This is a genomic window from Campylobacter sp. S4:11 (assembly GCF_024723695.1).
Lineage (GTDB): Bacteria > Campylobacterota > Campylobacteria > Campylobacterales > Campylobacteraceae > Campylobacter_D > Campylobacter_D jejuni_C.
Genome location: NZ_JANQDC010000012.1, coordinates 39,242 through 49,212 on the forward strand (window position 1 = coordinate 39,242; position 9,971 = coordinate 49,212).

At 30.4% G+C, this 9,971-nt stretch carries 11 protein-coding genes; 5 read left to right on the top strand and 6 right to left on the bottom strand.

Going from position 1 to position 9,971, the window contains the following annotated elements; all coding sequences use genetic code 11:
- Nucleotides 1-18: 18 nt before the first annotated feature.
- Both cmoB and CAMP5053_RS05585 read left to right on the top strand, forming a co-directional pair.
- Entirely contained in the window at nucleotides 19-894 is an 876-nt protein-coding gene (gene cmoB, locus CAMP5053_RS05580; RefSeq protein WP_337217448.1) for a tRNA 5-methoxyuridine(34)/uridine 5-oxyacetic acid(34) synthase CmoB, read from the top strand.
- Between the two features lie 2 nt (nucleotides 895-896).
- Entirely contained in the window at nucleotides 897-1,457 is a 561-nt protein-coding gene (locus CAMP5053_RS05585) for a hypothetical protein (RefSeq protein WP_087700505.1), read from the top strand.
- On the opposite strand, the gene CAMP5053_RS05590 is transcribed toward CAMP5053_RS05585, so the two are convergent.
- Nucleotides 1,437-1,622 (bottom strand): hypothetical protein, encoded by a 186-nt coding sequence (locus CAMP5053_RS05590; RefSeq protein WP_039617919.1) that lies wholly within the window; start codon nucleotides 1,620-1,622, stop codon nucleotides 1,437-1,439. The two genes, CAMP5053_RS05585 and CAMP5053_RS05590, sit on opposite strands and share 21 nt — an antisense overlap.
- A gap of 8 nt (nucleotides 1,623-1,630) precedes the next feature.
- The gene (locus CAMP5053_RS05595; protein ID WP_214100608.1) at nucleotides 1,631-2,155 is read right to left on the bottom strand and encodes a thermonuclease family protein; all 525 of its coding nucleotides are present in this window, start codon (nucleotides 2,153-2,155) and stop codon (nucleotides 1,631-1,633) included.
- Between the two features lie 54 nt (nucleotides 2,156-2,209).
- Between CAMP5053_RS05595 and CAMP5053_RS05600 the strand changes: the two genes are divergently transcribed.
- A complete protein-coding gene (locus tag CAMP5053_RS05600) occupies nucleotides 2,210-3,478 on the top strand; it encodes a M20/M25/M40 family metallo-hydrolase (protein WP_337217449.1) in 1,269 nt (422 codons plus the stop codon).
- A 138-nt stretch (nucleotides 3,479-3,616) separates the two neighbouring features.
- The gene (locus CAMP5053_RS05605) at nucleotides 3,617-5,011 is read left to right on the top strand and encodes an anaerobic C4-dicarboxylate transporter (RefSeq protein WP_133319306.1); all 1,395 of its coding nucleotides are present in this window, start codon (nucleotides 3,617-3,619) and stop codon (nucleotides 5,009-5,011) included.
- Nucleotides 5,012-5,042: 31 nt separating this feature from the next.
- Here the strand turns inward: CAMP5053_RS05605 and CAMP5053_RS05610 are convergent, their stop codons facing one another.
- From CAMP5053_RS05610 to CAMP5053_RS05625, 4 genes are all read right to left on the bottom strand, one after another.
- The gene (locus CAMP5053_RS05610; protein WP_337217450.1) at nucleotides 5,043-6,899 is read right to left on the bottom strand and encodes an aryl-sulfate sulfotransferase; all 1,857 of its coding nucleotides are present in this window, start codon (nucleotides 6,897-6,899) and stop codon (nucleotides 5,043-5,045) included.
- A gap of 23 nt (nucleotides 6,900-6,922) precedes the next feature.
- Nucleotides 6,923-7,660, bottom strand: coding sequence for a protein-disulfide oxidoreductase DsbI (gene dsbI / locus CAMP5053_RS05615; protein WP_214100604.1), 738 nt, complete (start codon nucleotides 7,658-7,660; stop codon nucleotides 6,923-6,925).
- 15 nt (nucleotides 7,661-7,675) lie between these two features.
- Nucleotides 7,676-8,338 (bottom strand): thiol:disulfide interchange protein DsbA/DsbL, encoded by a 663-nt coding sequence (locus CAMP5053_RS05620; RefSeq protein ID WP_039628174.1) that lies wholly within the window; start codon nucleotides 8,336-8,338, stop codon nucleotides 7,676-7,678.
- Between the two features lie 173 nt (nucleotides 8,339-8,511).
- A complete protein-coding gene (locus tag CAMP5053_RS05625; RefSeq protein ID WP_412175583.1) occupies nucleotides 8,512-9,156 on the bottom strand; it encodes a thiol:disulfide interchange protein DsbA/DsbL in 645 nt (214 codons plus the stop codon).
- Nucleotides 9,157-9,291: 135 nt separating this feature from the next.
- Here CAMP5053_RS05625 and CAMP5053_RS05630 point away from each other — a divergent pair.
- On the top strand, nucleotides 9,292-9,971 hold a 680-nt coding region (locus tag CAMP5053_RS05630), incomplete at its 3' end, for a pentapeptide repeat-containing protein (RefSeq protein ID WP_337217451.1).

Consider the following 9,971-nt stretch of genomic DNA (forward strand, 5'->3'; position numbering starts at 1 on the left):
AGTTTTTCAAGGAAAAATATGCAAGATAATGCTTTGTTAAAGCAAGTTTTAAAACATCCTTTATATGAAAAAATTCAAAAACTTAGCACAAAAGTTCAAAACTCAAATTATTTTACAAATGAAAGTTTTGATATTTTTTGTGATAAAAGCTTAGATAGTGAGATTAAAGATATCGCTTTAGAATTAAAACCTTGGCGTAAAGGGCCTTTTAAAATTAATGATTTATTTATAGACACAGAATGGCAAAGTTTTATAAAATTTAATATATTAAAGCCATATATGCAAGAAATCAAAGGTAAAATAGTTGCAGATATTGGCTGTAATAATGGTTATTATATGTTTAAAATGCTTGAATTTAGTCCTTCAAAACTCATAGGTTTTGATCCTTCTATTAAGTATTATTTACAATTTTTACTTTTAAACTCTATTGCAAAAACTCCTATACAATATGAGCTTTTAGGTGTAGCTGATGTGCCAAATTATGGCATAAAATTTGATGTGATTTTTTGCCTTGGAGTAATTTATCATCGTAGTGATCCTATAGCCATGCTAAAACAACTCAAGCAATCTTTAAATAAAAATGGCATAGTCTTTTTAGATACTATGTATATAGAAGATGAAAGAGAAATAGCACTTATTCCTCAAAAAACTTATTCAAAAATACCAAATATTTTTTTCATTCCGTCGATATTGGGTTTAAGAAATTGGTGCCATAGAGCTGGATTTAGTGAATTTGAAGTCATAACAACTAAGCAAACCGATCTTTTAGAACAAAGAAAAACACAATGGATTGATTCTTATTCTTTAGATCAATTTTTAGATAAGCAAGATTCAAATTTAACTTGTGAAGGCTATGAGGCACCAAAAAGAGTTTATGTTAAATTAAAGGTGTAAAAATGGCAAGAGTAGCAAGTGCTGTTAGTATAGAAGAATTAATAGATCCTGAAGAATTAAATCGCATTAAATCAGAACTTATCACTTGTCCTGGGATAAATAATACTTTAGCAGGAAGTATTTCTCATATAGAAAAAAATTTCGCCAAAGGTATTTTAATCACAACTCATGATATGGCAGTAGATGAATTAGGGCTAGTACATAGTGGATTTGTATTTAACGCGGCAAATTATATAGCTCAAGCTGCAATCAATAAAGAGTTTAGCGTATTAATAGGCTCAAGAAGCTTTTTCTATGCTCCTTTAAAAGTTGGAGATATCCTAAATCTTGAAGCAAGCGCTTTGTTTAGTGACGACTCAAGAAAAAGAGAAGTTAAAGTGGTTGGCTTTGTAAATGAGATTAAAATTTTTGATGCTTCTTTTCAAGTTGTTACAACAGAAGAGCATATATTCAAGCTCAAACAAACACAAACAACAAATAACAATCAAAATCAGCAAGAACCAGCTAAACAAGAAACTACACAAGAAGAACTCAATGCAGCCTTAAAAGGAATCGGGGGTTAAAGGTAAATCTACCCAGTTCTTTGGGCATTCTTTATGGTAAGTCCCACTTGCATCATAATATTCTTTACAATCATCATAAAAGCGGTTTGAAATTCCTCTTTCATTTACAAAACAGCCACCAAAAAACAATACTACAAACCCAATGAAAAATATTTTTTTAAACATCTCTTTTCCTATTTTAATCTTATTTGTTTACGCCATTTATAAGGCTCTATAGGATTTTCATCTACCCATAAACCTTTTTTATTTTCTTTAGCATAGTTTTGCTCATTTACATATAAATCACTATAATATTCATAAGCCCAAGCAAAACCATTTTTAACCATAACTTGATTGATATCTTTATCGTTTAAGTACACAATGGCCAAAATTCTACCATATTTATCCTCATCTTTTACATTTAAAACAACTTCTTTATTTAATACAATAGCTTTTAAAAATTGCGTAGCCATTTTTCCATAGGCTTGATCACTCTCAGGTGCGTCTATACCAAAAAGTCTTATTTTAAGTTTTTCATCTTCAAATCTAGCTTCAATAGTATCTCCATCTACCACGCGACTTACTTTAGCATTGATATATGAGCCGTTATCATAATTTAAAACATAAGCAAAAGCGACTAAAAAAAGCACAATTAAAAATTTCTTTGGCTCTTTTAATAAGGTTATTGATAATTTAATTTGCTTTTTAGAAATTTTCATTTAAACCTCATCTATATAAAAATATGCCATAATTACAATAAAAAGGAGAAATTTATGCAAGAAATTATACAAAATTTTAAACAAATTACTCAAATACCTCATTGTAGTTTTAAAACCGAAGAATTAAAAAATTTTCTCATTGATTTTGCTAAAAGTCACAACTGTCAAGTAAGCGTTGATAATGCAGATAATATCCACGCATACAAAGGAAATCCAAAAATTTGTTTACAAAGCCATTATGATATGGTTTGCATGGGGGAGGCTCCAAATATACAAATGTATGAAGAAAATGGATATTTAAAAGCTAAAAACTCAAGTTTGGGTGCAGATAATGGCATAGGAGTATCATTAATGATGCAAGCTTTAAAAGACTTTGAAAATATCGAATGTCTTTTTACTAATGATGAGGAAGTTGGCCTTTGTGGAGCAAATAATCTTACACATACTTTGATTTCAAACAAGCTGTTAAATTTAGACCATGAAAGCGATGATGAAGTTGTTATAGGTTGTGCTGGCGGAGTAGATATTTTTGCTAATTTGAAATTAGAAATAGATGAAAAAGAAGATGAATGCTATGAAATAGAGGCAATAGATTTTAAAGGTGGACATTCAGGGATTGATATTGTTAAAAACATCAAATCTTCTATCAAAGAAGCAAGTTACTTTATCACTCAAAATCAAGGCGAACTTTGCGAGTTTAAAGCAGGCGAGAGAATAAATTCGATACCAAAACATGCTAAAATCGTAGCGTTTTTTAAAAATCCTCCAAAAGAAAATAATCATTTTAAAGTAAATTATATAGGTAAAATCAAAAGAACATATTATAAAAACTCTCAAATCATTTTAAATCTTATCAATGCTTTTGCACAAGGTGTTAGAACTTTTAATCATCATCTAAATTTAGTCCAAACAAGTATCAATCTTTCATTAGCTTATGAAAAAGAAGGTAAATTTCATTTTGAACTTTTTGCAAGATCAAATGATTTACAAGAGCTTAAAAATATAGAATTTGAAACCTTAACTTATTTTAAAATGCAAAGCTGTGAAGTTTCAAGTGCAAATTTTTATCCACCTTGGGCTAATAAAGATACTAAATTTGGAGAAGAAATTCTAAGTTATTTTAAAAAAGAAAATCCAAACGCCAAGCTTTACACTATACATGCTGGTTTAGAATGTGGTATTATAAGTGAAAAACAACCTCTAGAATGTTGCTCTATAGGGCCAAATATATATAGTCCACATTCAACAGATGAAAAATGCGAAATAGCTTCTATTGAAAAAATCAGTAAAATTCTTTTTGCTATATTAAAAAATTATCAATAGAGTACAAATAGAAAATCAATATTTTAATAAACAAAATTAAAATATTGGTAAATATTTATTTAAATAATAAAAAATTTTATTTACTATTAATAAAACTTGGATTATACTCTCACATATTTCAAAAAATAAGGAGAGAGTATGGAAATACTAACTAGCCTTAGCGAAGGTGTTCAATTTAGTATCCAACTAATTGTTGTTCTTATTTGTCTTTTTTATGGGGCAAAAAAAGGCGGTATCGCTCTAGGCTTATTAGGCGGTATAGGTTTATTAGTTTTAAGTTTTGGTTTTGCTGTAGCACCTGGAAAACCTTCTATTGATGTTATGCTTACCATTTTAGCTGTTGTTGTTGCTAGTGCAACTTTACAAGCTAGTGGTGGTTTGGATGTAATGTTGCAAATTGCAGAAAAAGTTCTAAGAAAAAATCCTAAATTCTTAACTATTTTGGCGCCATTTGTAACTTGCATTCTTACCATGCTTTGTGGAACTGGGCATGTTGTCTATACTATGATGCCTATTATTTATGACATTGCTATTAAAAATGGTATTCGCCCAGAAAGACCAATGGCTGCTTCTAGTATTTCTTCACAACTTGGTATTATCGCAAGTCCTGTTTCAGTTGCAGTTGTAAGCTTAACAGCCCTACTTTTAAATCCAGAAATTAATAAACATCCTTTAGCAGGATTTGATGGCTATGTAGATTTACTTGCTATTACTATACCTTCTACCTTAGTAGGTGTTTTGGCTATAGGAATTTTTTCTTGGTTTAGGGGAAAAGATCTTGATAAAGATGAGGATTTTCAAGCTAAGATTAAAAATCCAGAACAAAGAGAATATATCTATGGCGATAGTAAAACTCTTCTTGGACAAAAACTTCCAACTATCCAATGGGTAGCTATGTGGATTTTCCTAGGTGCTATTGCTATAGTAGCTATACTTGGAGCTTTTCCAGAGCTTAGACCGCAATTTACCTCAAAAGGCGTTACCAAGCCTATGAATATGGTAGCAACTATTCAAATGTTTATGCTTTTAGCAGGTGCAGCGCTAATCATTTTTACCAAACTTGATGCAAGCAAAATTGCAAAAAATGAAATTTTTAAATCCGGTATGATAGCCTTAGTAGCTGTTTTTGGAATTTCTTGGATGGCAGATACAATGTTTGCAGTGCATACTCCTATGATGAAAGAATCTTTAGGTAATATCGTTATAGAACATCCTTGGACTTATGCTATTATGCTTTTACTTATTTCTAAATTTGTTAATTCTCAAGCAGCGGCAATCGCAGCTTTTGTGCCACTTGCACTAGGCATTGGTGTTGAACCAGGCATTATCATTGCTTTTGCAGCAGCTTGCTATGGATATTATATTTTACCAACATACCCAAGTGATCTTGCAACCATACAATTTGATAGATCAGGTACTACAAAAATAGGTAAATTTGTTATCAACCACAGTTTTATCTTGCCGGGTTTAATTGGTGTGATTGTTTCTTGTATAGTAGGTTATTTCTTAGCTTTAGGTGCAGGATATTTATAAAATTTAAAGGGCTTTAAAAAGCCCTTTTTTCTTATTTAAATGCTTTTTCTAAATCAATAGGCATAGCTTGATAACCAGTACTTGCTCCACTAAAGCGAATTTGTACCGAAGGTTCTTTAGCTCCCCATTTAAATTCATCTATTTCAGGTCTTGGCTCACCCAATGCAACACCTTTATTTAAATCAAAAGCCATTCCAGCAGTAGCACTATAAACCACTATAGAATTTTTATCTTTATGATACTCAGTTAAAGAAGTAACAGGTGAAAACCATTCATTACCTCTTTGTTTTCCGTATTCCCATACCTGTTCTACGGTTTTATTTTTTTGATCTATTTTATACACAACCGCTCTTGAATATTTCATCGAAGCAAAAGCAGGTTGCTCTATACCCCTTGCATCACCATTATCAAAAGCTGTGATATAAACATATCTTTTATCAGATTTTTCATCTATTCTAAAAGCAGTATGCTGTGTCCATGTAAAATCAAAGCCACCATCTTCATTTTCATAACCAGGGCATTTACTATATTCATCCTCACAAACTATTTTTTTGCCATTTTTATCAACAGGTTGTAAAAGTGCTTTTTTATATTTTTCTCCCCATCCTTTGTGTGCTCCTAATATCCATTTTACTTTTTTATCACGTCCTATTTTTATAATAGCACTTTGATGACGACTTGAAATAATAATACTATCATCACTTGGATCATAATCTACACTATTTACATGAGCCCAGTTGCGCCCTACTCCAGTGCCTGCTATATCGCCAAAAGAATCACTTGCATCCATTTTAGCTAAATCCTCATCACTCAAAGTAACCCCTGCCTTACTAGAATCGATATTCAAACAAACAGCACCTTGATCTAATGCTTTGATTACATTTGCTCTATATGGATCTAAAATTTCAAACAATCTCCACTCATCTACTACATTGCCATTTTTGTCAACTTCTACTATCACATCACGCACTGAACGCACATTTTTACCATCAGGGCGCTTAACATTAGCAGAAGCTACCCTTAAAAGGTAATTTCCATTCTGCATATCATCCATAGAATGAGAAAAATCTATATAAGAAGAAGGTAAAATACGGTTAAAAATTTCTCTACCCATCAAATCATATTTAACATATCTTTGACCAAATCCAAAACTCAAAGCCCCATCTTCATTTTGATGAAAACCCATCATAATACCACGCTTATAAATATTACCCCAATCCATTAATTTATCACTATCTAAATACCAACGAATTTCACCTTTTGTATCAATGATAAATGCATTTGAATTCTCATCCCACTCCATTGCACCACCTGCTGGATTATTCCATACAGACTGAGAACCTTTACCACTTTGTCTTCCTGGAGCATTATTAACCAAATACAATCTATCTTCAAAACCCTTATCTACTTTAATCACTTCTACTTTTTCAAAAGGTACACCTCTTTGCATAAGACTTCCACTAGCTTCTATATTTACCCCACCAGTTGCTATTTTATACACTTCATCTACTACTTTTTCACTTTTTCCAAAAGCAGTTTTGGTATAACTTACTTTTACTGTATTTAAATATGATGGATAAAGTCCAAAAACAGGAATTCCTCCATATGTTTTAATTTTATTAGGACTAACCTTATAAGATATAGTCTGTCCATTTGGTTTTGGAACTATAGTTACACTTACATCGCTTAGTTTGTATCCACCATCCATAATTACAGCACTAAGCGGGGATAAACCATAAGGATTTATTTTTATAGCACCAATTTTACCTTGAATCTCCCAATTAATACTAGCACCACTAGGTCCACCCATAGCTAAAGAAACATTAGGTGCAACTACAACAACACTACTAGCAAGCAAAATACTACTTACAATTTTACTAATTTTCATTCTTTCTCCTTTTTTTAATACTACTAAGCCATTTGCACACTTGGCTCACCTAAAATTTTAAGAATAATTATAAACACCAAAACAATCAAAGCATAAATTTTAGCCTTAGGATGTGAAAATGCATAAGAAATAAACATGCCTCCTAAAATCACCAAACAAACAACAAAAGCCAATAAGCAACAAACCGCCATATTCATAAATTCCATACTAGGAATCAAATACCAACCATTACTATACAACCCATCTTCAAAATTTGGAGGAGTTCCAACAAAAAATTTCTGAAAAGCATTTAAACTACCATAAACATCTTCAGGTACTATAGGTGTATCCATACCACACTCACCTGTTGGTAAAAACCATCCTGGTGCCCATTCATGCAATGGTAAATTAAAAGGATATATAGGAATTTCTCTACACCCATCAACACCAGCAAAAGGATTTTCTGAATGTACTACTTCGTGGATATGATTAAGAGTAAGACAATACTCCATACCAAGCCATATACCCCAAAATACAAAAGTATATGCAAAAATTTTCAAATAATCATTTTTAGGATCTATCAAGGCTAAAATACCACCAAAAGCCATAGTTAACATGGCAAATCTTATATAAACACACTGCTCACAAGGCTCCATATAAAGGTATTCTTGAAACAAAAAGTGTGCTATGAAAGTTAAACTTATCATAGCTACAACCATTATCAACCAAGGTATTCTAGTGTTTTGCCAAGCACTAACTCTACTAACAGGACAAGAACTCATAAAATACTCCAAAAACTACATCTTACTTAACTCTTCTGTTATTTCTATCAAAGCTTGTGGAGATGTGATAGCTTGCGGTGTAATTTGATATTTACCATTTACTATAAAAGCAGGTGTACCATAGTTTTTAGAGATATCATTAGCACTTTCATAAGATTTTAAAATTTCACTAGCCTCAGGAGTTTTTAAAAAATTATCTAAATCTTCTTTGCTTGCTGAAATTGCTTTTAATCCTACTTCATAAAACGCTTCAGGGTTAGCTCCATTTCCCCATCTTTGTTTTTTCTTAAAATAAGCATTAAAATACGCTTCAGAAGCTTTATGAGTTAAACTATTTTTATCACTTTGACTTACTTTATTTTGCTCATCTTTAAAAGCAGCAAAAGCAAAAATTTCATTAGCTTGCTTTCCATAATCACCCATAGAACTAACAGGATAAAATTTATAAGTTAATTGTGGTAATTTTTCTTTAACTTTTGAGATTGTATTGAATTTATGATGATCATAACAATGCGTGCAACGATAAGAAAACACCTCTATTAAAGAATTTTGTGCATTTGGGATAGGTGTTTTTAAAGTAATATACTCTTTACCCTCGCTTAACGCATTTGCGTTTACACCAAAAACAAAAACAGCCAACAAAGCCGAACCTAAGAACATGCTGAATCTATTTTGCATTTAAGCCTCCTTTATTATGTTTATAATTAATTATTAAAAAATCTTATAAACAATATTAGCTTATACTAATCCAACTTAAATGATAATAAAAATATAAAATAAAAATTAAATAATAATTTATTATTTAAATAAAACATTATATCTTGAAACTAAAGATATAATGTTTTGTGTGTTTATTTAGTAGAAAGTTCTTTAACTATACGGATTAATTCTTCCAAAGAAGTGATATACTCAGGATTGATTTGATATTTACCGTTTACTACAAAAGCAGGCGTGCCATAATTTCTTGAAATTTCATTAGCCACATCATAAGCAGCTAAAAGCTCTTTGGCTTCTTTAGTTTGTAAAAATTTTTGCAATTCTTCTTTATTAGCACCGATAGCATTTAAGCCTATTTTGTAAAATAAATCAAGATTGTTTAAATTTAACTTTTGCTCAAAATGACTTATAAAATACACATCAGCAAGCTTATAGGTAAGACTTTTTTCACTAGTAACATCTAAACCTAAAGCTTTTTCTTTAAAAGAAGCTAAAGCAAACATTTCATTTAAAGCCCCGCCATACTCTAACATAGAACTTACTGAAAAAAGATCATATTTTAAATTTGGCAAAGCCTCTTTAACCTTTGCTAGAGTGTGAAATTGATGATGATTATAACAATGAATACAACGATAAGAAAAAATTTCTATCAAAGAATTTTGTGCATTTGGGATAGGCGTTTTTAAAGTAATATACTCTTTACCCTCACTTAATGCATTAGCATTTACACTAAAAACAAAAGCTATAATAGCTAACAATTTAAACATTTTTTGCAACACTTGCATGATTTTCCTTTTTTTGATGATATAAAATACAATTTTAACATAAGATATAAAATCAAGAATATTTTATGCTTTTCTTATAGCATTTTAGATAAAATTTATATTTATTAGACATAAAACAAGGCAAAATAAATGCAAAAGCTTCTAGAATCTTATGGTATATTAGTGCAAGAAAACATCAAAGATATAAATGTAAAAATAAATAAGAATACAATAACTATTCACAACTCCAAAATTAGCGAAATTGATTTAAACATTCTAGGGCAAAAACAAATAAATAAAATCACTATAACAAACTGCGAAATCGATTGTATTTATTTTGCAAATAATAATATAGCATTATTTTTTACAGACTGTATTTTTAAAAATCAAATCATTGCTAGAGGATTTAGCTTTCATAGAAAAGTTAGTTTTATTCAATGTATTTTTGAAAAAAAAGTTGATTTTTCAGGCACAATTTTTAATAATCAAGTTGATTTTGGTTTAACAAAATTTGAAAGTGAAGCAAGGTTTATAGAAACAAAATTCTTAGCTGAGTATACAAACCAAGAAAACATAGAAAATAATTTTAGAGAAGCGGTTTTTAAAGATAAGGCCTATTTTGATAGGGCAGAATTTAAAGCCAGGGTTAATTTTGACATAGCACGCTTTGAAGGTGAAGCTAGATTTATACAAACAAAATTCTTAGCTGAATATACAAATCAAGAAATCACAGAAAATAATTTTAGAGAAGCGGTTTTTAAAGGTAAAACTTCTTTCGCTAGGGCAGAATTTAAAGCTAGGGTTAATTTTAATATGGCATGCTTTGAAGG

What these genes read in the sequence shown, in the direction of transcription:
- cmoB (WP_337217448.1), top strand. Translation starts at nt 19, where the DNA reads ATGCAAGATAATGCTTTGTTAAAGCAAGTTTTAAAACATCCTTTATAT.
- CAMP5053_RS05585 (WP_087700505.1), top strand. Translation starts at nt 897, where the DNA reads ATGGCAAGAGTAGCAAGTGCTGTTAGTATAGAAGAATTAATAGATCCT.
- CAMP5053_RS05590 (WP_039617919.1), bottom strand. Translation starts at nt 1,622, where the DNA reads ATGTTTAAAAAAATATTTTTCATTGGGTTTGTAGTATTGTTTTTTGGT.
- CAMP5053_RS05595 (WP_214100608.1), bottom strand. Translation starts at nt 2,155, where the DNA reads ATGAAAATTTCTAAAAAGCAAATTAAATTATCAATAACCTTATTAAAA.
- CAMP5053_RS05600 (WP_337217449.1), top strand. Translation starts at nt 2,210, where the DNA reads ATGCAAGAAATTATACAAAATTTTAAACAAATTACTCAAATACCTCAT.
- CAMP5053_RS05605 (WP_133319306.1), top strand. Translation starts at nt 3,617, where the DNA reads ATGGAAATACTAACTAGCCTTAGCGAAGGTGTTCAATTTAGTATCCAA.
- CAMP5053_RS05610 (WP_337217450.1), bottom strand. Translation starts at nt 6,899, where the DNA reads ATGAAAATTAGTAAAATTGTAAGTAGTATTTTGCTTGCTAGTAGTGTT.
- dsbI (WP_214100604.1), bottom strand. Translation starts at nt 7,660, where the DNA reads ATGAGTTCTTGTCCTGTTAGTAGAGTTAGTGCTTGGCAAAACACTAGA.
- CAMP5053_RS05620 (WP_039628174.1), bottom strand. Translation starts at nt 8,338, where the DNA reads ATGCAAAATAGATTCAGCATGTTCTTAGGTTCGGCTTTGTTGGCTGTT.